At 70.6% G+C, this 21446-nt stretch carries 13 protein-coding genes and 1 pseudogene; 9 read left to right on the forward strand and 5 right to left on the reverse strand.

Features of this window, described 5'->3' with window-relative positions; translation table 11 throughout:
• Nucleotides 1-234: 234 nt before the first annotated feature.
• The 4 genes from O7610_RS06095 (at nucleotide 235) to O7610_RS06110 (ending at nucleotide 7165) form a co-directional block, all read left to right on the forward strand.
• Nucleotides 235-1329, forward strand: coding sequence for a glycosyltransferase family 4 protein (locus O7610_RS06095; RefSeq protein WP_281555573.1), 1095 nt, complete (start codon nucleotides 235-237; stop codon nucleotides 1327-1329).
• Between the two features lie 184 nt (nucleotides 1330-1513).
• Nucleotides 1514-3292, forward strand: a complete 1779-nt coding sequence (locus tag O7610_RS06100; RefSeq protein WP_289212795.1) for a SpoIIE family protein phosphatase — start codon at nucleotides 1514-1516, stop codon at nucleotides 3290-3292.
• Nucleotides 3292-4329: a cobalamin B12-binding domain-containing protein gene (locus tag O7610_RS06105; protein ID WP_289212796.1), complete on the forward strand. Its 1038-nt coding sequence runs from the start codon at nucleotides 3292-3294 to the stop codon at nucleotides 4327-4329. Before O7610_RS06100 ends, O7610_RS06105 begins: the two co-directional genes overlap by 1 nt.
• 301 nt (nucleotides 4330-4630) lie before the next feature.
• Complete coding sequence (locus O7610_RS06110; protein WP_281554761.1) at nucleotides 4631-7165, forward strand: putative bifunctional diguanylate cyclase/phosphodiesterase; 2535 nt, start codon at nucleotides 4631-4633, stop codon at nucleotides 7163-7165.
• Nucleotides 7166-7275: 110 nt separating this feature from the next.
• On the opposite strand, the pseudogene O7610_RS06115 reads toward O7610_RS06110, so the two are convergent.
• Nucleotides 7276-7674, reverse strand: a pseudogene (locus O7610_RS06115) (OsmC family protein); the annotation flags it as partial.
• 370 nt (nucleotides 7675-8044) lie between these two features.
• Here O7610_RS06115 and O7610_RS06120 point away from each other — a divergent pair.
• The 5 genes from O7610_RS06120 to O7610_RS06140 all read left to right on the forward strand — a co-directional run bounded on the left by O7610_RS06120 (nucleotide 8045) and on the right by O7610_RS06140 (nucleotide 15987).
• A complete protein-coding gene (locus tag O7610_RS06120) occupies nucleotides 8045-10429 on the forward strand; it encodes a HelD family protein (RefSeq protein ID WP_502959080.1) in 2385 nt (794 codons plus the stop codon).
• 368 nt (nucleotides 10430-10797) lie between these two features.
• Complete coding sequence (locus O7610_RS06125) at nucleotides 10798-10956, forward strand: hypothetical protein (protein WP_289213722.1); 159 nt, start codon at nucleotides 10798-10800, stop codon at nucleotides 10954-10956.
• A gap of 14 nt (nucleotides 10957-10970) precedes the next feature.
• The gene (locus O7610_RS06130) at nucleotides 10971-12413 is read left to right on the forward strand and encodes a class I SAM-dependent methyltransferase (protein WP_289212797.1); all 1443 of its coding nucleotides are present in this window, start codon (nucleotides 10971-10973) and stop codon (nucleotides 12411-12413) included.
• Nucleotides 12406-14541: a sulfatase-like hydrolase/transferase gene (locus O7610_RS06135; RefSeq protein WP_475049655.1), complete on the forward strand. Its 2136-nt coding sequence runs from the start codon at nucleotides 12406-12408 to the stop codon at nucleotides 14539-14541. Before O7610_RS06130 ends, O7610_RS06135 begins: the two co-directional genes overlap by 8 nt.
• 162 nt (nucleotides 14542-14703) lie before the next feature.
• A complete protein-coding gene (locus O7610_RS06140) occupies nucleotides 14704-15987 on the forward strand; it encodes a citrate synthase (protein ID WP_281554764.1) in 1284 nt (427 codons plus the stop codon).
• Nucleotides 15988-16044: 57 nt separating this feature from the next.
• Here the strand turns inward: O7610_RS06140 and glgB are convergent, their stop codons facing one another.
• The 4 genes from glgB to O7610_RS06160 form a co-directional block, all read right to left on the reverse strand.
• Nucleotides 16045-17988, reverse strand: coding sequence for a 1,4-alpha-glucan branching protein GlgB (glgB, locus tag O7610_RS06145; RefSeq protein ID WP_289212798.1), 1944 nt, complete (start codon nucleotides 17986-17988; stop codon nucleotides 16045-16047).
• Nucleotides 17985-19394, reverse strand: a complete 1410-nt coding sequence (locus O7610_RS06150; RefSeq protein ID WP_289212799.1) for a glycosyltransferase family 4 protein — start codon at nucleotides 19392-19394, stop codon at nucleotides 17985-17987. The genes glgB and O7610_RS06150 overlap by 4 nt, the downstream gene beginning before the upstream one ends.
• A 312-nt stretch (nucleotides 19395-19706) precedes the next feature.
• On the reverse strand, nucleotides 19707-20618 hold the full coding sequence (locus O7610_RS06155; protein ID WP_289212800.1) for a DMT family transporter: 912 nt from the start codon (nucleotides 20616-20618) through the stop codon (nucleotides 19707-19709).
• Nucleotides 20619-20797: 179 nt separating this feature from the next.
• A complete protein-coding gene (locus O7610_RS06160; protein ID WP_281554768.1) occupies nucleotides 20798-21346 on the reverse strand; it encodes a hypothetical protein in 549 nt (182 codons plus the stop codon).
• Nucleotides 21347-21446 lie beyond the last annotated feature (100 nt).

The raw sequence follows: 21446 nt of genomic DNA on the forward strand, positions 1-21446 counted from the left end.
ACTGTGTGTCGCGGGTGGCGTTCCCCGACCTGTCCGGTTCTAACGCGCCATCGTCGCAGCGGACCATTCCGGTTGAGTTACCTTGGCCCGTCCGGCGCTGACATATCAGTTTTTATCCCTCCCTACCGGGTACCCGGTGAACATCCGGCCGTGGTGTCGGCTCAGCGCAGGGGGTGCGCCGTGAACGACGTTCCGTCCACGCACACCGAGCAGCACAAGCCGCTGCGGATTGCCATGATCGTGCCGCCTTACTACGAGCTACCTCCGCCCGGCTACGGCGGCGTCGAACAGGTCTGCGCCGCTCTGGTCGACGCGTTGGTCGCCCGGGGCAACGAAGTGACGCTTTTTGGAGCCGGCAGTCGGACCGGGACCGCCGCGAACTTCGTCAGTACCGTCCGGGAGTTGCAGTCCGACCGGCTCGGTCACTCACTGCCGGAACTCGTGCACCTGGCTCGGGTGGACCGGCTGATCGAGGACGACACCTTCGACGTCGTGCACGACCACACCACAGTCGGTCCGCTCGCCGCCGCCCGCCGACGGGTACCGACGGTGGTCACCGTGCACAATTCGCCGGACGGCGAGCTAGGTGAGTATCTGCGTGGTATAGATCGATCCGTCGCATTGGTGGCGATTTCCTACGCGCAGCGTCGAGTGGGTAGCGGCCTGCCGTGGGCAGCGACTGTGCACAACGGATTGGCCGCCGAGGTTCGGCCCAAGCCGGTGCCGGCCGACGGCCCGGTGCTGTGGCTCGGACGTTTCGCCGCGGACAAGGGCCCGGACCTGGCGATCGAAGCCTGCCGCAAGGCCGGAGTGCCGCTCGTTCTCGCCGGCAAGGCGACTGAGCCGTCCGAGCGGCGCTATCTCGAGGACGTCGTCCAGCCGATGCTCGGCCCCGACGTCGAACTGCTGGTCAACCCCGACCGACAGCGGTGTTGGCAGCTACTCACCGAGGCCCGGTGCCTGCTCATGCCGATCCGCTGGGAGGAACCGTTCGGGATGGTGATGCTGGAGGCGATGGCCTGCGGCACCCCGGTCGTCGCCCTCAACCGGGGTGCGGTGCCGGAGGTGGTGCGACACGGCGAGACGGGGATGGTCTGCACCGACCCGGCCGAGCTACCGGAGGCCATCGAGCAGGCCGGGGAACTGGACCCGCAGGTGTGCGCGGAGCACGTACGGCTGTCGTTCTCGCCGGATCTGATGGCGTCCCGGTACGAGCGGATCTACCACCGGTGGAAGTACGCAATGTCGCTCGCGGTGCCGTCCGACGGCGAACCGGAGCTGGCGCGGCGACCGGAGCGCGACCTGTTGCCGCTGGTGGTCGACGGTTGAGCCAGTTGGTGCGGGCGGCTGGCCGTCGCCCGCACCAACTGCGGAGGCGGGCGGCCCACGGCCAGCCGACTGCGCAACTACCGGGTGGCGATTCGCGACCAGCCGCGTAGGGTGGAGCACGAGCAACGGTCCCGGTGCGCCTGTCCGGGCCGGTCGACCGGGACAAGGGAGTGAGGCCTGGCTGGTGAGCACCGCCGAAGTCACGGACCGGGAACCGGGCGATGGGCGGGTCTGTACACCCGAGTCGACGGCGACGGCGCCTTCCGGAGCTGTCCCGTTCGGTGCCACGGCTGACCCGCGACTGCGGCACGGGGAGCCGTCCACCGCGACCCCCGGTGGACCGCCCGGTCAGGCCACCGTCGACAACTTCCGCGAAGGGCTGCTGATCTGCGACGGTGCCGGGGTGGTCCGGCAGCTGGACGCCACCGCCCGACGGCTGCTGCCGGAGCTGGTTCTTGGGCAGGCGGCCTCCGCCAGCGGCATCGCCGGGCTGGACCTGGCTACCTTCGACACCTCCTCTACCGCTGAGCTGACTCACCACGGGCATCGGCTGCGGTTGCGCCGGGTTCCCCTGGCGCACGACCGGATCGCCTGGTATGTCGATGATACGACCGAGCGCACCGCGCGCGCCGACGCTTTGCTCGCCGAGCGGGCCCGCTGGATGTTCCTGGCCAACGCGAGCCAGCAACTCGGCAACCCACTGCATGAGGACCGGGCGGCTCGGGCCGCCGTGCGGCTCGCGGTGCCAACGCTCGGACAGTTCGCGGTGCTGGTGGTCGCACCTCACCGTGGTCGCGCCAGTTGGTGGCGGGCCAGCGACCCGGGTACCGGTGGGAAACCACCGGTCGACGGCGGCACGATCGCGGTGGACGAGTTGCCACCGGCGTTCACCGAGGCGTTGCGTGGCGTCGAGGTGACGTCCCTGGACTGGCTTGCCGAGCAACTCGTCGACCTGGGTTGGCTGTTCCCGCCGCCGGGCCGGGATTTCGCCGTACGGGTCGCCGCCCTGCCGGGCAGCACGCATCCGACCGGTGTGCTGCTGGTCGCCCGACCTGGTCCGGTCGGGTTCGACGACGCCGACCTGCACCTGTTGCGGGGGTTTGCCGCCCGCGCCGGCTCCGCCCTCGACGCCGCGGTGCTCTACCGCCACCAGTCGGAAGTCGCGGAGACCCTGCAGGCTAGCCTGTTGCCGGCGGTGCCCCGACGGGTGCCGGGTGTGCAGTGGGGCACCGCGTACCGGCCGGCCCCGTCGTCGCTGCGTATCGGCGGCGACTTCTACGGCGCATTCGACCTGCCCGAGCGCGGGGTGCTGTTCTTTCTCGGCGACGTCTCCGGGAAGGGCGTTGAAGCGGCGGTGTTCACCGGCCAGGTACGCCAGGCGCTGCAGGCGCTGCGTAGTGTCGAGACCGATCCGAGACGACTGCTCCGGCTGCTCAACGAGTCGGTCCTGGAGACGACTCAGGCCCAGGGGCAGGGCCGGTTCGCGACGATGGTGCTCGGGTCGGCCCGTCCGGCCCGCGACGGTGGTCTGACGCTCACCCTGGCCGGCGGTGGTCACCTTCCGCCGTTGGTGCTGCGCGGCGACGCGACGGTGCAGACGGTGCCGCTCAGCGGCATGCTGATCGGCGTGGTCCCGCAGCCGAGGATCGGCCAGTTGACCGTCGACCTCGCGCCCGGTGAGACGTGCCTGCTCTACAGCGACGGGGTCACCGAGGCCCGTGGCGGGCGGTACGGTACCGAGCAGTACGGTCTCGACCGGCTCACGCAGGCGCTGCAGGGGTGTCATCAGATGCCGGCGCCGGCACTCGCCGAACGGGTGGAGCAGTTGGCGGGGGACTGGCTGGCCGGCCGCGAGCACGACGACATCGCCGTGCTCGCGGTGCGTGCCGATCCGCCTGGCCACCGGCAGCGGGACCGGCATGTGCCCGTGGCGCCCGACCCACGGCGGGAGAACCGACGGTAGTGGCCGAACCGACACCTGTCGAGGTAGGTGGCGCGTACCGGGCACTGCTGGCCTGTCTGGCGGCCGCGGACGAGGTCGCTGCGCTGGCGTTGGCCGACGAATTGCTGGCGGCCGGGGTACCGGCCGAATCGGTGCTGCTGGATCTGATCGCGCCGGCTCAGGTCCAGGTCGGCCGATGGTGGCAGCGCAACGAGTGGTCGGTGGCCCAGGAGCATGCAGCGACGCACATCAGTGAGTTGATGGTCGCCGCGGTCACTACCCGGGCCGCGCCCCGGCCACACCGGGGCAGGGTGATCGTGGCCTGCATGGACGGGGAGTGGCACGCGTTGCCTCCCCGACTGGTCGCCGAGGTCCTGCGGCTGCGTGGCTGGCAGGTCACCTTCCTGGGCGCAAGTGTGCCGGCCGTGCACCTGATGACCTATCTGCACCGGCACGACCCGGTGGCGGTGGCACTGGCCTGCGCGTTGCCGATGCGTCTACCGCAGGCGCATCGCACCGTCCAGGCCTGCCAGCGGGCCGACGTGCCGGTCCTGGTCGGCGGCCGGGGCTTCGGACCCGACGGCCGGTGGGCCCGGGCAATGGGGGTTGCGTGGGCTCCGGACGCCCGTGCCGCGGCGGACCTGCTCGCCGACTCCGACGGTGACCTGGCCCGGACCGTCCGGGCGACCAGCCGGCTCGGCGGTGAGGAGTACGCCGGGCTGGTGAGCCGGCGCGCCGAGATCATCGACGTCGCGCTGGACGATCTGCGGCACCGGGAACCGTCGACGGCCGGCTACACCACCGGGCAGTGGGACGCGACGATCGTCGATCTCGGTCACCTGGTGGACTTCCTCTCCGCCGCGGTCTACATGGACGACTCCACGCTGTTCGTCGATGCCGTCGACTGGACGGCCGAGATACTCGGGTCCCGCGGCGTCCCGGTGATCGGGGTACGACGTACTCTGAGTGCATTCGCGAGTACATTGCGCGACTTTCCTCGGGCCTATCAATTTCTGCTCGACGGCCGGCGAGCCCTTGACCCCTGCGATCCAAGCTGATTTCACTGGCGGGGTCGGCGGATTCGGTGGCTGGCAGTTGATCGGTCTGTCCCCTTTGCGGGGCACTAGTCGCGAACGTGTTCACCGACTGTTCCCAAAAACGGGCGCAAAGTAATTAACGCAATAATAATCGCGTACTGGCGCAAAAGACATTTAGCTATACCAAGCGCAACTTATCTTCCCTATCCTTCGGGTGTATCCCAGGGGACTGAGGGGGTGGCGACATGCGTGACAACGATTGGCTGTGATCCCGGACCTGTTCGATGGACGGTGAGTTATGAGACGCTGACGCGAGGCTCATGTGGATGAAGCTGTCCAGGCGGGAAGTGAGGCGACGGCAACGGTGCGTGGCGACGGGGTGGATCGGCGGCTGACGCCGCTCGTCGGGCTCATCGTCTGCTGTGGTCTGGTGGCGATGGCATGGGCGGTGTCCGGGATCGGCGCACCGCCCAGCCTCCCCGCCCTCTACTACCCCCTGGTGCTCACCAGCCTCGTCGCTGTCGCGAGTGGCTGCACCGTACCGATCCGGATCCGAACCCCGCAGGGCATCTCGCCGACCAGCGCCGCGGTGCTGGTGTCGGTCGCGGTGCTGCCGGCGCACTGGGTCGTCGTGTGCACGGCCGTAGGCGTGGCCGTCGGGCGTTCCGTCGCCCGGTCCACGCCGGTCAAGGTGGCGTTTGCCACGGCTAAGGAATCGATCGGCGCGCTGGCCGCGGCGGCAGCCGCGATGTGGGCCGGTCTCGTGCCGGTGCTGGGCGGCACCAGCCACCTCACCCGCTCCTGGACGGTCACCGTCGTCTCGCTCTGCGTCGCGGCGCTGGCCTACGCGGTGGTCGACGAGACGCTGCCGGTGCCGGTGGTCGCGCTTGCCGACCGGACGTCCTGGCGGCGGGTGGTGCGCCGGGGCGCTCGGATGCGGGCCGGTGTGAAGGTCGCCACGTTGCTGCTCGCCCTGGCCACGGTGGTGGTGGTGGCGGTCGACGCACGCCTGCTGGTGGCCACCCCGTTGGCGGTCCTGCTGCTGCACTCGAGCTTTCGACGGCGGCTGCATCTGGCTGAGGAACGGTCTGCCTGGCGGCAGTTGGCCGAGACCACCGACGCCCTCAACAGTGTGGACCTCGACGCGGTACTGCGCACCGCGTCGTCCGGAGCCGCGCGGCTCTTCTCGGCCCGAACCGTCGAGATCGAGTTCCAGCACGGCCCGCAGCGACGCCTGGTGCGGGGCGATGAGCACGGCCTACGGTACGACGGTCCGGCCGATCATGCGGTGCCCGGTGTCGGTGGTGACCTGGTGACGGTGCCGCTCGGCGCCACCGGTGGCACCGAGTGGGCCGCCGGTGCGCTGCGGCTCGCCCTCGCCGGCGCGGGTCTGTCCGACCGCGAGCGCTACACGTTGCGTACCTTCGGCGCGGCGCTGACCACCGCGATCCGCAACGCCATCGCCTACGCACAGGTGATCGACCTTGCGGCCCGGCACGAGCACGACGCCACCCATGATCCGCTGACCGGCCTGGCCAACCGTCGACACCTGCGGGAACGACTCACCGCCACCTTGGCCGACCGGCACAGCCTGCCGCGTACCGCCCTGACGCTGATCGATCTCGATCATTTCAAAGAGGTCAACGACACGCTCGGGCACTCCGCTGGCGACCAGGTTCTGGTGGAGGTCGCCCGACGACTGGACCGGGCGGCCGCCGGTAACCTTGTGGCCCGGCTGGGTGGCGACGAGTTCGCCATTCTGCTCACCGGACACGCGGCACCGGCCCGCGCCGAGCACCAAGCGGCACGGATCCTGCAGGTGCTGCATGACCCGATGGATCTCAACGGGATCCGGATCAGCCTTCGGGCCAGCGCCGGACTGGCCACGGCGGACGGCAACGCCAGCACCGAGGAACTGTTGCGGCGGGCGGACGTCGCGATGTACCAGGCCAAGGAGAGCGGCCGCGGGCTGACCAGGTACGACCGTAGTCGGGACACCGCTGACCCGGACCGGCTGGCCCTGCGCGGGGAGCTCCCCGCCGCGCTGGCCGGTCACCACTACGCGGTCGGCTTCGACCCGATCGTCGATCTCGGCAGCGGGTCGGCGGTCGCCGCCGAGGCGGTGGTGCGGTGGGGCAACGCCGACCTCGGTGACCAGCCGGCGGCCGGGATACTCGCGCTGGTCGAGCGCTCCGGCTGGCTCGCCGAGTTCACCCGGGGGATGTTCGACCGGACGCTCGCCGCCACCCGGCTGCTACGGGACGCCGGCTTCGAGCTCCCCGTGTCCATCGGCATCTCCGCGCGGAGCCTGCTGGATACCGGGTTCCCCGCCGACGTGCGGCACCAGTTGGATGCGCACCGCGTGCCAGCCGACCAGCTGATCGTCGAACTCACCGAGACGACCGGGATCAGCTGCCCGGACATGGCGCTGAGTGCCCTGCACCAGTTGCATGACGACGGGGTGCGGATCGCGTTCGCCGGATTCGGCACCTCCGACGCGCCGCTCTCCGCGCTGCTCCGCATTCCAGTGCACCTGGTGAAGGTCGACCACCGGCTGCTCGCCGTACCGGAGAACTCGCCTGCCGCGCTGCGGTCACTGGTCGGCCTGGGCCGCGACCTCGCACACACCGTGGTCGCCAACGGGGTGTCCACCACGGGACAGCGACGGACGCTGTGGGAGCTGGGCTGCGCCGCAGGTCAGGGCAGTCTGTTCGGTCCGGCCGCCGCCAACGTCGACGAACTGGTCGCGATGCTGCGCCTTGGCCGAGACGGGGTCGTTGGCGCGCTCGCCCCGAGCCTGCATCCGGGAGCGAACATCGTCCGGATGCCGCGGCTGCGTCGGGCCGGATCAGGGTGACGGTGAGTCGGATCTGGTCAACGCGGCGGCGTCCGGACCGGGTTGCCGCCACTGCCGACTGGATGGTGGTGCTCTGCTGCGGCGCGGTCGTCGTCCGCTCTGGCGGCGACGACGTCGACGGTGTGCCGCGCGCCGTCCTGTCCGGAGAACGGCCAGAGTAGGTCGGCCCGTCGGGCCAGGGCGGAAAGCTGCTCGACGGTCAGCCCGCAGGAGGCGACGCTGGCCCGCACGTCGGCGCGGTACCGGCCGTCGGGGTCGCGTCGTAGCCGGGTCTCGGCGTGCACCTCGACGGTGTGCGACTCGTCGGTGATCTCGGAGGCCGCCTCGACCGCCGCGTGGTGCAGGCAGGACGCGAACGCTGCAGCCAGCAACTGCTCCGGGGTGAGGCCGCCGCCGTGCGGCGCCAAAGGGGAGGCGAGCCGGCTGGAGAACTCGCCGTCGTCGGTGCGGACCCGACCCGCCTCGGCGGTTGCCGAAGCCTGGTGAACCCAGGGTTCCGAAGCACCCATCACGCCTCCTCCGCGTCCTGCCCGGCGGGTGCGTACCCGTGGGTGAACCGGCGAAACACGGGCGGTCGCCTGGCGAACCGGTCGGCAGCACCGAGATCGGGCCGGCGGCGAGGCCAGGCAAGCGAGGAAGACGGTGGCGACGACCAGCGGCTATCGTTGACGTTCCGCCAACGAAGGTGCTCTCGTCAGCGAGATGTCTTCGTCAGCGACGTGGTTCCGTCAGCGATGCGTCCTCGTCGGCGATGTGCTTCGTCAACGCATCCTCACAAGAAAGAAGACGCCTCTGCGGCGTCTGACAATCGCGGCTAACAACAAGGGGGCACACTTGTCAAGTGCGGTGCAGGCACCCGGGCGTGACAACATCAACGGTGTGGATCAGACCGTCACCGACACCGACCGGCCCGAGGAACTGGACCGGGCCGCCGATCTCGCCGCGGAGCAGCAGTACGTCACCATGCTGCATGAACAGCTGGACTCTCTGCGGGGGATGGCGCAACGGCGGCTCGCGACCGCGCTCCGGCAGACCGGTGGCACGCCGCAGGCGCGCTCCGAACGCGAGGCCACGGTAGCACTGCACACCGAACGGATAGCGCAGTACAGCGCAGTGGAGAACGGACTGTGTTTCGGTCGGCTCGATCTGACCGACGAGGGACACCGCTACATCGGCCGGATCGGGCTCTTCGACGAACAGGGCGATTATGAGCCGTTGTTGATCGACTGGCGGGCCCCGGCCGCCCGACCCTTCTACCTGGCGACCGCCGCGGCGCCGGACGGTGTCCGCCGCCGGAGGCACATCCGCAGCCGGCTGCGGACCGTCACCGCGATCGACGACGAGCTGCTCGATCTGGAACTCGCCCGGGACCACCGGACGAGCACGCTGACCGGTGAGGCGGCGCTGTTCGCCGCGATCACCGCGGGTCGGACCGGGCGGATGAAGGACATCGTCCAGACCATCCAGGCCGAACAGGATGAGATCATTCGGGCACCGGTGGACGGGGCGCTGGTGGTCCAGGGAGGCCCGGGTACCGGTAAGACCGCCGTCGCGCTGCACCGCGCCGCGTACCTGCTCTACACCCACCGCCGAGAGCTGTCCAGCCGGGGTGTGCTGGTGGTCGGGCCGAACGCGACCTTCCTGCGGTACATCGCTCAGGTCCTGCCGTCGTTGGCCGAGACCGGGGTGCTGTTGCGTACCCTCGGAGAGCTGTATCCCGGGGTGCGTGCGACCCGGACCGAACCGGACCGGGTCGCGGAGATCAAGGGTCGGGCGGCGATGGCGGAAGTGGTGGCGGCCGCGATCCGGGACCGGCAGGAGGTGCCGGACGAGCCGGTGCTGGTCGACGTGGACGGCCACCAGCTGCGGATCACCGCGCAGATCTGCGCCGACGCGCGCGAACGTACCCGCCGGTCGGGACGGCTGCACAACCTGGCCCGCCCACTGTTCGACACCGAGATCGTGCACGCGTTGGCTGACCAGATCGCCGACCAGATCGGCATCGACCCGTACGCGGACGATCCGCTCGGTGGCGACGACGCTCCCGGTGATCCGCAGGTGCTGGCCGAGGCGGACCTCGCGGAGATCCGACGGGAACTGCGCGCCGACCCGGCGCTGCGGTCGGTCCTGGACCGGTTCTGGCCGGTGCTGACCCCGCAGCGACTGCTCACCGACCTCTTCGCCTCGCCCGAGCGGCTCGCGGCCGCCGCCCCCGACCTCGGTTCCGCCGAACGCGACGCGCTCCGGCGCGCCCCCGGCGGTGGCTGGTCGCCGGCGGACGTACCGCTGCTCGACGAGGCAGCCGAGTTGCTCGGTGTCGACGACAGCGCCCAGCAGGCGCTCGCCGAGGCTCAGCGCCGCCAGCGGCTCGAGTACGCCGAGGGAGCGTTGGACGTGCTGCGCGGGTCGGAGTCCATCGACGTGGAGGACGAGGCGGAGCCGGAGATCCTCGGCGCGACCGACCTGCTCGACGCCGAGGCGCTGGCGACCCGGCAGGTGGCTGGTGACCACCGGACGGCTGCCGAACGGGCGGCGGCGGACCGTACCTGGACCTTCGGCCACGTCGTCGTCGACGAGGCCCAGGAACTGTCCGCCATGGCGTGGCGCCTGCTGATGCGCCGCTGCCCGAACCGGTCGATGACAATCGTCGGGGATGTGGCCCAGACCGGGGCGTTGGCCGGCGCGGAGTCCTGGGCGCAGCTGCTGCGGCCGTACGTGGCGGACCGCTGGAGGCTGGCCGAGCTGACGGTGAGCTACCGCACTCCGGCCGAGATCCTGGCGGTGGCTGGTCGGGTGCTCGGCGCCATCGATCCCGCCGCCTCGGTGCCCCGGGCGGTCCGCGAGTCGGGCGTGCCGGTTCGGTGGGAGCGGGTGCCCCGGGCCGGCCAGCTCGTCGACGGGCTGGTCGAGCTGATCCGGGCGGAACTGTCCACAGTCGGCGACGGGCGGCTCGGGGTGATCGTGCCGGCCGGCCGGCACGACGGGTTGGTGGAGCAGGTACGGGGGGCAGTTGACCGGGTCGCGTCCGGTGAGCAGCCCGACCTCGAGTCGCCCGTGGTGGTGTTGACCGTCGCGCAGGTCAAAGGGTTGGAGTTCGACTCGGTCGTGGTGGTGGATCCCGCCGCGATCGTCGCTGACTCGCCACGGGGCCGCAACGATCTGTACGTGGCGCTGACCCGGGCTACCGCGCGGCTGGCGGTGCTGTACCCCGGGGAGCTCCCGTCGATTCTCGGCGCGGTCGGCTCCGGCGGCGCTGGCGAGTAGATCGGCTAGCAGGCCGGCTGTGGCGCGGTCCCGGGCGCTGTCCGGTGGAGGGGGAGAGCGACCGCGGCCGTTGCTGAACCGTTATCTGACCCGGGCGGTGCGTCCGGCTTGTCCACCAGCTGTGGACGAGCCGGACGCGCCGTTGGTCATAGGAGCGACAAATATCGCCAAAACCAGACAACCTCGGGTCCGTTTCCGATCGTCGGGGGGCGGGGTGCCGGTGGGGCTGGCGGTGTCCACGGGGTCGGCCGCGTAGGGTGTACGGCAGCTGTCCGTAAGATGGCGTGTCAGACAACCTTCGGTGACGTCGGCCCCTGTCCGGGCCGCAGTTGACAGACGCACCGCACGAAACTCGACACAGTTGGGAGGTGGCCGGCGTGGATTACCTGGCCTACCTGGATGCCGGTTCTGGCAGCCTGATCGTTCAAGCGGTGGTGGCTGGCGCCGCCGGCATGGTCGTCGCGACCAAGCTCTACTGGCGCCGGCTGGTCAGCCGGTTCCGTAAGCAGCCCACCAAGAAGGACTGAGCGGCCCGGCACCGATGATCTCCGAATCGACCACCTCGACCCTCCGTGACGAGCCCGGCTCGTTCCGGGACCCGGACAACCAAGTCTTCTACGCCGACGGCGCGGTGCTCCGCGGCCTGGGACCCCAGGCTGCGAGTGACTGGGCGGCAGTCCGGGACAGCGCCTTCCTGGCGCCGCTGATGGCTGCCGGCAAGGTCGTCGCCACCAAGGCCGTCGAGCCGGGAGACCTGCCCGCAACGGTCGCCGACCGGTGGACGACGGTGCTGCGACACGAGCGGGTGCCGTTCGTGTCCTACCCCTACGAGTGGTCCTTCGCCCAACTGCGCGACGCCGCCCGGCTGCATCTGGAAGTGCTGGAGGCGGCGCTCGCCGACGGGGTCACCATGACCGACGGCTCGGCGTACAACCTGCAGTGGCGCGGCGCCGACCCGGTCTTCATCGACGTGGGCTCGTTCCAGCCGGCCGCCACTGGCGAACCCTGGGCCGGCTACCGGCAGTTCTGCCAGACCATGCTCTACCCGTTGATGCTGCAGGCGCATCTGGGCCTGGACTTCCAACCGTTGCTGCGGTCGCGCATCGACGGCATCGAGTCGGGTCAGATGCGGCGGCTGTTCCGCGGTGCCCGGCGGTGGCGGGCCGGTGTTCTCAAGCACGTCCACCTGCACGACGCGATGCAGACCCGGCACGCCTCGGCCAGTACCGGATCGGTGCGGGCGGAGATCCGCGACGCCGGCTTCTCCACCGAGCTCGTCCGGGCCACGGTCCGGGCCGTCGCCAAGCTGGTGGACCGCCTGGACTGGGCGCCGCCGGGCAGTCACTGGGTCGACTACCAGCAGACCTGTACCTACTCCGACGCCGACCGCACGGCGAAGACCACCTTCGTCGACGCCGAACTCGCCGCACACCGCCCGGGGACAGTGTTCGACCTCGGTGCCAACGACGGCACGTACTCCCGGATCGCCGCCGCCCACGCCGAGCAGGTGGTGGCCGTGGAAAGCGACCCGGCGGTCGTCGACCACCTGTACCGGCGGCTGCGCGCCGACGGGCAGCGGCGGATCCTGCCGATCCTGATGGACCTCGCCGACCCGTCGCCCGGCGGTGGCTGGGCCGGCAACGAGCGTACGTCGTTTACCGCCCGGGCCCGGGCGGACACGGTGCTTGCCCTGGCGGTCATCCACCACCTGGCGATCGGGCGCAACGTGCCGCTGCCAAGGGTCTTGGACTGGCTGACCGGTCTGCTGCCGGCCGGCGGCGGCACCGGCCAGATGATCATCGAGTTCGTCCACCCGGACGACCCGATGGCCCGGCAACTGCTTGCCAACAAGCCCGCCGGGCTCTTCCCCGACTACCACCGGGCGGAGTTCGAGCGGCTGCTCGCCGAACGGTACGAGATCACCCGGCGGGAGGAACTCCCGTCCGGCACCCGGACGTTGTACGCCGGGATCCAGCGTGGCTGACTCGGAGCCCGGTACCGCTGCGGCGGTACCGGCCCCGGCCGGCCCGCCGTCCGCCGATTCCCGTCCGTTGTCAGCCGACCCGGCCCCGCCTACCCGCAGGTCGACGGAGCTGCGTCGGCTGCTCGAGATCGTCGCACTGTGCGGCCTGGTCGTTGCGCAGCCGTTGCTGGATGTCGTCGGGCGCAGCCCGGACTTTTTCCTCTTCCACGGTGCCGGGACGGCCGAGATCCTGCTGCTGGTGGCGTTCTACGTGGTCGTACCGCCGCTGGTGTGCTGGTTGCCCGGCGCGCTGATCGGGCTGGCCGGTCCGTCGGTCCGCCGGACCGTTCACCTGGTGACGGTCGGGCTGCTGCTGGTAGCCCTGGCGGTACAGGTCGGCAAGCACCTGTTGCCGGTCCGAGGCCTGCCGCTGCTGGCCGCCGCGCTGCTGACCGGCGTGGCCGTGACCTGGGCCTACCGGCGCTGGCTTGGGCTGGGACAGCTGCTGCGGCTGGCTGCTGTCGGACCAGCGGTCTTCGTGGTGCTGTTCGTGTTCACCTCGCCGGCCTCGGCGGTAGTGCTCGGCAGCGAGCAGACCAGCGCCGGGCCTGGCACGGCCACCGGCGACGGCAGACACCCGCCGGTGGTGGTGCTGATCCTCGACGAGCTGCCGCTGTTGTCGCTGCTCGGCCCAGACGGGCGGATCGACGCCGAACGCTACCCGCACTTCGCCGAGCTGGCCGCCGGTTCGACCTGGTACCGCAACGCCACCGCGGTCAGTGGCTGGACCCCGTACGCGCTGCCGGCGATGCTGTCCGGCCGGTACCCCGAACGCGAAGTGGCACCGCACTACTCCCAGCATCCGGACAACCTGTTCAGCGCGCTCGGCGGTACCTACCAGATACGGGCGCAGGAGAGCATTACCGAGCTCTGCGCGCCGAGTCGCTGCGAGGCGGAGCCCACCACGGCGGCCCTGCCGGTGCTGTTCCAGGAGACCGCCGCCCTGCTCGGCCAGATCCTGTCGCCGGTGGAGAGCCATGACGACCCGACGGCGAGTTTCCGCGAGCCGACCCGCCGCGACGCCGGGCTCACCGGCGCGGCCCTGGTCGGCGCCGACGCCCCGACCGACCCCAGATTCCGGTTCGACGCCCTCGACGACAACCAACCAGCCCGGTTCACCACGTTCCTCGACGGCCTGGCCACCCCGGACCAGGGGCCAACGCTGCATTTTCTCCACCTGCTGATGCCGCACGCACCGTGGAGCTACCTGCCGTCCGGTGTCCGCTACGAGGCTCCCGAGGACTTCCCGAACGAAGGCGCCGGCTGGGTGGAGCTGGCCCGTCAGCGGCACCTGGCCCAGCTCGGCTACACCGACGGCCTGATCGGGCAGACCCTGGCGGCGTTGCGGTCGAGCGGCCGCTACGACGACGCGCTGCTGGTCGTCACCGCCGACCACGGGGTGAGCTTCACCCTTGGGGAGCAGGGGCGGGGCATGGGTGCGGTGCGGGCCGCACCGGCCGAGGTGCTGTGGGTGCCGACCTTCGTCAAGGAGCCGGGCCAGCAGACGGGTCGGGTCGACGACCGCAACTGGGAGCACGTCGACCTGCTGCCGACCATCGCGGCGCACGCGGGCATCGACCTGCCGTTCGAGGTCGACGGCCGATGCGGCACCTGCCCGCCCCGGGAACGGGTGGACAAGCAGTTCCGGGACGTTCCGGGTGAGCCGGTGACGGTGCCGGGCCCGGCGACGTACACCGCCCTGACCACCGGCCAGGCCGGTCCGCCGTTACCCGCGCCGCTGGTGCCGGAGCTGGTCGGTCGCCCGGTCGTCGAGCTGCCGGTCACCGACGACGGCATTCGCGCCACCGTCAGCAACGCGAGCAGTTACACCGACGTCGACCCGGCAAGCGGCAACCTGCCTGCGCTGGCGTACGGCGAGCTGCCCGACCAGGTGGCGACCGGCGCTCCGCTCGCGGTGGCGGTGAACGGGCGGATCGCCACTGTGGTGCCGGCACTGGCCCCCGACGCCGAGGGGCGGCGGTTCGCCGCACTGATCACCGACGAGTCGCTGTGGCGCTCCGGCGACAACCGGGTGGAGATCTTCGAGGTGGTCGATGCCGGTACCGAGCTGCGGCGGCGCACTGACTGACTGGTGCTTTCATCCGTTTCTGGAGTATTTCGTGGTGTCCGACCACCGGATCGGGTGACGCATCCCTCACCCTCACCTGCTCGCTGCGGCAGCGCACCACCGCAGGATTACGGTAAGAAATGAGGCACTCGACGAAGATCTGCCGGCGAAGTGAGGGACCATATGACGGATGTGAAGCTGGACCATCCCGGTGGCCAACTGTCGATGCCGGTGCAGCCGGCCATCGAAGGTCCGCCCGGGATCGAGGTCGGGGCGCTGCTGAAGGAGACCGGTCACGTCACGTTCGACCCGGGCTACGTCAACACCGCCTCCTGTGCGTCGGCGATCACCTACATCGACGGCGATGCCGGGATTCTGCGCTACCGGGGCTACCCCATCGACCAACTGGCCGGCAAGGCGTCCTTCCTTGAGGTCAGCTACCTGCTCATCTACGGTGAGTTGCCGACCAGTGATGAGCTGGCTGCTTTCAGTGAGCAGATTCGGCTGCACACGCTGCTGCACGAGGAGATGCGTCGGTTCTTCGACGGCTTTCCCCGCGACGCGCACCCGATGGCGGTGCTCTCCTCTGCGGTGAGCGCCCTGTCAACCTTCTACCAGGACAGCCTGGACCCGTTCGACACCGACCACGTCGAAATTTCCACGGTGCGGTTGATGGCCAAGGTGCCGACCATCGCCTCGTACGCGTACAAGAAGTCGATCGGCCAGCCGCTGCTCTACCCGGACAACGCGCTCGGCTACGTGGAGAACTTCCTGCGGATGACGTTCGGTGTGCCGGCCACCGAGTACCAGGCCGACCCGGTCATCGCGCAGGTGCTGGACATGTTGTTCGTGCTGCACGCCGATCACGAGCAGAACTGCTCGACGTCAACGGTGCGGCTGGTCGGCTCCAGCAACGCCAACCTGTTCGCCTCGGTCTCGGCCGGGGTCAACGCGTTGTTCGGCCCGCTGCATGGCGGTGCGAACCAGGCGGTGCTGGAGATGCTGCAGGAGATCCACGCCTCCGGCGGCGACGTGCAGGACTTCGTCCGGCGGGTCAAGAACAAGGAGGCCGGCGTCAAGCTGATGGGCTTCGGCCATCGGGTCTACAAGAACTACGACCCGCGGGCGGCCATCGTCAAGCAGGCGGCGCAGGACGTGCTGGGCCGGCTGGACAAACCGGACCCGTTGCTGGACATCGCGATGCGGCTGGAGGAGATCGCGCTCGCCGACGACTTCTTTGTCTCCCGCAGGCTCTACCCGAACGTGGACTTCTACACCGGGCTGATCTACAAGGCGATGGGTTTCCCACCGAAGATGTTCACCGTGCTGTTCGCCCTGGGCCGACTGCCCGGTTGGATCGCACAGTGGCGGGAGATGATCGCCGACCCGACCAACAAGATCGGCCGGCCCCGACAGCTCTACGTCGGTCCGCAGGAGCGTCAGTTCGTCCCGGTCGGCCAGCGCTGAACCTCGTCGGCGGGGGCGCCTGCGCTCGCAGGCGCCCCCGCCGACGGCGTCGGACTGTCAGCCGGCGCGCGTCTCGGCCGTCTCGGTCGCTGGTCGGCCGCCACCGCCGTCGGTCCGCGCCACCGGGTCCGGGCGCAGCCAGACCGTGGCGAACGGCCCGACCTGCAGCCCAGCGGACACCGGCTGACCGTGCAGTGGCGCACCGTCAGCCACGACGGCCCCGAGGTTGCCGACGTTCGATCCGCCATACCACTCGGCATCGGTGTTGATCGTCTCCTGCCAGCGGCCGGGCTGCGGCAGTCCGATCCGGTATCCGTGCCGGGGCACCCCGGAGAAATTGACCACGCAGGCCAGGACGCTACCGTCGCGGGCGCGCCGGAGGAACGAGACGACGTTGGCCTGCCGGTCGGTGTGGTCGATCCACCCGAATCCGCCCGGTGTCACGTCCAGCTCCCACAACGCCGGGCACTGCCGGTAGACCGCGTTCAGGTCCCGGAGCAGATTGAGAACCCCGCCGGCCGCCGGGTCTGCGGCCAGTGACCAGTCGAGCCCGCGCTGCTCGCTCCACTCCTGCTCGTCGGCCAGTTCACTGCCCATGAACAGCAGTTGCTTGCCGGGGAACGCCCACATGTAGGCAAGCAGCCCGCGTAGCCCGGCCAGCCGCTGCCACCGGTCGCCGGGCAGCTTCGCGGTCAGTGAGCCCTTGCCATGCACCACCTCGTCGTGACTGATCGGCAGCAGGAACTGCTCGGTGTGTGCGTACGCCGCCGGCCAGGTCATCTCGTCGTGGTGGTGGCTGCGGTGCACCGGATCGCGGGCGAGGTAGCTCAGCGTGTCGTGCATCCAGCCCATGTTCCACTTGAGCCCGAAGCCGAGCCCGCCCCAGTCGGTGGGTCTGGTGACCCCCGGCCAGGCGGTGGACTCCTCCGCGATCATCACGACGCCCGGATTGAGCCGGTACGCGGTCGCGTTGAGCTCCTTGAGCAACTCGATCGCCTCGGTGTGGGCGTTGCCGCCGGAGTCGTTGGGCAGCCACTGGCCCGGCCCCCGCGAATAGTCCAGGTACAGCATCGAGGCGACCGCGTCGACCCGCAGCCCGTCAACGTGGAACTCCTCCAGCCAGTACAGGGCGTTGGCGACGAGGAAGTTGCGTACCTCCCGCCGGCCATAGTCGAAGATCAGGCTGCCCCAGTCAGGGTGCTCGCCACGGCGCGGATCCGGATGTTCGTACAGCGCGGTGCCGTCGAACCGGGCCAGGGCCCAGGCATCGCGGGGGAAGTGCGCCGGCACCCAGTCCAGCAGGACTCCGATACCCGCGCCGTGCAGCCGGTCGACCAGATGCCGGAAGTCATCCGGGGTGCCGAACCGGGAGGTCGGCGCGTAGTAGCCGGTCACCTGGTACCCCCAGGAGCCGCCGAACGGATGCTCCATCACCGGCATCAACTCGACGTGGGTGAAGCCCAGGTCCGACACGTAGGAGACCAGTTGGTCGGCCAGTTCCCGGTAGCTGAGCCCGGGGCGCCACGAGCCGAGGTGCACCTCGTAGACGGACATCGGCCGGGCGTGGTGGTCACCCCGCCGGTTGCGCAACCAGTCCGCGTCCTGCCAGACGTACCCGGACTGGTACACCACCGAGGCCGTCCGGGGCGGCACCTCGGTGGCCTGCGCCATCGGGTCGGCCCGGTCCGCCCAGGAGCCGTCGCACCCCTGGACGCGGTACTTGTAGCGCTGTCCGGCGACGACGCCCGGCACGAAACCGGCCCACACGCCACCGGATTCGAGCCGGTCCAACTCCTGGCCGTCGTACGGGCCCCAGCCGGGACCGTCGCCGATCACCCGGACCCGGCGGGCGTTCGGCGCCCACACCGCGAACCGGCATCCGCCGGGCTGCGGGTGGGCGCCGAGCATCCGCCACAGTTGTTCGTGGCGTCCTTCGGCGAACAGGTGCAGGTCGATGTCGCCGATCGTCTCGGTCAGGGCAGCCTCCCGGGTAGCGGTCATCTGCTCCCCGCGCCGGCGAGGAGGTTTCCGTCCGGGATGACGATAGTGGCCTGTCCCTGCGCCATTCGGGCGGCTGCCCGTTCGGTGGCGAACGCCGAGGACTGGACGATCGCGGCGGAGTAGGTCACCGCGGTGCGGTGCGCGATCGCAGCCCAGCCGTACTGGTCGTGGACCATCCGGCGGGCCCGCCGGGCAACCTGCCGGGCCAGCGTCGTGTCGGCCAGCAGGGCGCCGACGGCGTCGGCCAGTCCGTCCGGGTCCTTCGGCTGGAAGGTCATTCCGGTGACCCCGGGTTCGACGATCTCGGCGAGCCCGCCGGTGGCCGACACAGCCAGCGGCGCGCCGGCTGCAGCGCCCTCCAACGCCACCATGCCGAATGGCTCGTAGACGCTGGGCACCGCGAAGCAGTCCGACGCCGCCATCAGGGCCGGCAGGTCGGTGCCGCCGAGGAAGCCGGGCAGCGTGACGGCGTCGCATAGCCCGAGCCGGTCGATGTCGGCCTCCAGTTCGGAGCGGTACGGTCCGTCGCCAGCGATCACCAGCCGCAGGTTGGGGTGCTGACGGCGCAGCCGGGGCAGCGCGGCGATCAGGTGCTGGACGCCCTTCTCGTAGACCAGCCGGCCGACGAACGACACCAGCGGCCCGTCGCCGGCGAACCGTGCCCGGGCGGCGGTGACCGCGTCCGTCGGCACCTGCCAGCGGCGGGCGTCCACTCCGTTGGCGACCACGTCGACCCGGTCCGGGCGCACCCCGAACAGGCTCAGCACCTCGTCGCGCATGTACGCCGAGCAGGTGATCACCCGGCACGACTCGTGGCCGAGCCAGTGTTCGATGGAGTGGATGGACTTGTTCATCTCGTCGGGGAGCCAGCCCTGGTGGCGGCCGGCCTCGGTGGCGTGGATGGTGGCGACGAGGGGGATGTCGAGGTGTTCCTTGAGGGTGACGGCGGTGTGGGTGACGAGCCAGTCGTGGGCGTGGATGACGTCGTATTCGGCGGTCTGGGTGGCGCGGAGTGCGGCGCGGGTGAGGGTGTGGTTGAAGGCCATGGTCCAGGCGAGGAGGCTGGGGGTGGCCAGGGGGAACAGGGGTGGGTCCTCGGTGGCGCGGATGATGCGGACGCCGTCGGCGTATTCCTCGAGGGGGGCGCCGGTGGCGTGGCGGGTGACGACGGTGACCTCGTGGCCGGCGTTGGCCAGGGCGACGGAGAGGGCGTGCACGTGCCGGCCCAGTCCGCCCACCAGCACCGGCGGGTACTCCCAGGACAGCATCAGGATCCGTCGGCGTCCGTCGGCGGCGTCACCGCCGGCCGGCAGCGGGGGGTGCGGTCGGGACGTCGGGACCGGACGGCACAGGCCGTCCTGAGTGACCAGTGCGTTGGCGAACTGGTCGCCGACCCGCAGGGGCATCGCGATCTTCTCCATTCATTCGAACAGGTGCGGGTGCGCCGGCGCCGGTGACGGCAGGACAGGCGGTGAGAGGGTGTTGCGGCGGTGATCTGGTGCTGCGCGACGAGGTCGAGCGGTGGCCGATGGCCGTGGCGCGGTTGAGAAGAGGTGGCCGACGGCCGGTGGCGGGTGGGCTGCCACGCTGCGGTGCGTGGTGCCGCCATACTCAAGGAAACGACATCCCGACCGGATTCGCATCCTGTAGGTACCGGAGGTGACCGAAGACACTCGACCTCGGGTCGCCGGTGCCCCTGATGCCCGGCCGGCCGGCGGTCAGCGGCGGCAGAGCGCCAGCGGACGCGGCCGGTCGGAGACCGGGTCCATCGGGTCGGCGATGTCGGTCGCTGCGGTCGGCGGTGCCAGCAGCAGGATCCCGACACCGGCGGTGCCGCAGGCGCTCACCAGCAGCACCATAGCGAGCGGCCCGTCAGCGAAGCGTTCCCCGAACAGCGCCACCCCGATCACCGCTGACGCGACCGGGTTGGCCAGGGTGACCGTGGCCAGCGGCGCGCCAAGGCCGCCGCCGCGGTAGGCGAGCTGTGACAGCAGCACCCCGGCGATGGCCATCGCGGCGATGGCCGGCACGGTCGGGCCGATCAGGGCGGCCACTGAGTGCTCGGCGTACTCGCGGGTCACCGCGTGGGTCAGCGCGGATGCGACGGCGAACGCGACGCCGGCGCCGGTGGCGTAGAGCAGGCTGCGGGGCACCGGGCGCCGCAGCGCCGCAGTGCCGGCGATCATCGCGGTGAGCACGACGGCGCTGGCCACGATCAGGACGGTGCCGTCCGCTGCGGTCATCCCGTCGCCGCTGCCCGGCACTGTCAGGGTGAGTAGCAGGAGCAGACCGAGCACGGTCGCCGCAGCCCCCACCCACTGCCGGGCGGCGACCCGCCGGGCGGTGAACGCGGCGCCGATCGGCAGGGCCAGCACGAGGGTCAGGACACCGAGCGGCTGTACCACCGACAGCGGGCCGTACGCGAGCGCCGCAACGTGCAGCAGCGCGCCGGCAGCGTTCAGCGCCACCGACAGCCACCAGCGCCGGGCCCGGAGTAGCGCCCGGACGATCGCCCGCCAGGGGGTCTGGGCCCCGAGCCGGACGGCGAGCCGTTCCTGGACCACGGCGCCGAGGGCGTACGCGCCGGCGGAGGCGACAGCGAAGGCCACGGAGATCAGTAAGTCGGTCACGACCGGGCCCGTCGGCACCCTTGGCGCGTCATCGTCCCATGATCCCTCACCCGACGCCCGTCACCCTCACCCCGTCGGGGGGCAGTTGTCTCCGTCTCACGAAGTACCCCGGTGCCGGGGTTCCTCCGTCAGGCGGAGGACGGAACCGGAGTGGATCTCCGGGTGGTGGCCACAAACGGTCAGGCCAGTATGACGACCAGCCCGGCGAGTGCGACCAGGAAGAGGAGCCCGAGGACCGCCTGGAACAGCAGCGCCGGACCGAGGTGCGACCAGACGGTCGGGGTCCGTGGGGTGAGGAACTGGCCGGTGGTGAGGTTGACGATGCGTTCCACCCTGGGTGGCAGCTCGGGGTCCTTCTGTCGGCGTACCGTCACCTGCACGTGGTCGGCCGGGTCAAGGGCGCTCTGCGGCACATGTCCGTGGATCTCCATCTCGCACAGCACCCCGGTGGTGTCCCGGATGTGCAGGGGGGTCACCAGGAACTCCGGCCCGTTGCGCAGTTCCTTCCACTTGCGGCGAGCGGCGGTGGAGCCGCTTCCGGCCAGGCGGACCGAGGCGAGCGCCGCCCCGAGTGCTCGGATCACCCCGGCCGCCGCGAGTACTCCGATCAGGACGGGCTGACCGATTTTGATCGGCCGGGAGTAGCCGCCGACCAGACGGACCACGTGTCCGGTGATGATCGGCCCGGGCCGGTGGACGGCTCGCTCAGGGAACAGTTCGGGATCCATCCATCACCACCCAATGTTTGTGTTTGTTCACGCATTGTATCGAGATAGTCGAGTGAATGCCGTGAATGAATGGGTTCATGGGGGAGGTGGTGGTTGATTT

This window comes from Solwaraspora sp. WMMA2065 (assembly GCF_030345075.1).
GTDB lineage: Bacteria > Actinomycetota > Actinomycetes > Mycobacteriales > Micromonosporaceae > Micromonospora_E.

Excerpts from the sequence above, each read along its gene's own strand:
- O7610_RS06095 (WP_281555573.1), top strand. The coding sequence starts at position 235 with ATGATCGTGCCGCCTTACTACGAGCTACCTCCGCCCGGCTACGGCGGC.
- O7610_RS06130 (WP_289212797.1), top strand. The coding sequence starts at position 10,971 with ATGATCTCCGAATCGACCACCTCGACCCTCCGTGACGAGCCCGGCTCG.
- O7610_RS06140 (WP_281554764.1), top strand. The coding sequence starts at position 14,704 with ATGACGGATGTGAAGCTGGACCATCCCGGTGGCCAACTGTCGATGCCG.
- glgB (WP_289212798.1), bottom strand. The coding sequence starts at position 17,988 with ATGACCGCTACCCGGGAGGCTGCCCTGACCGAGACGATCGGCGACATC.
- O7610_RS06150 (WP_289212799.1), bottom strand. The coding sequence starts at position 19,394 with ATGCCCCTGCGGGTCGGCGACCAGTTCGCCAACGCACTGGTCACTCAG.
- O7610_RS06160 (WP_281554768.1), bottom strand. The coding sequence starts at position 21,346 with ATGGATCCCGAACTGTTCCCTGAGCGAGCCGTCCACCGGCCCGGGCCG.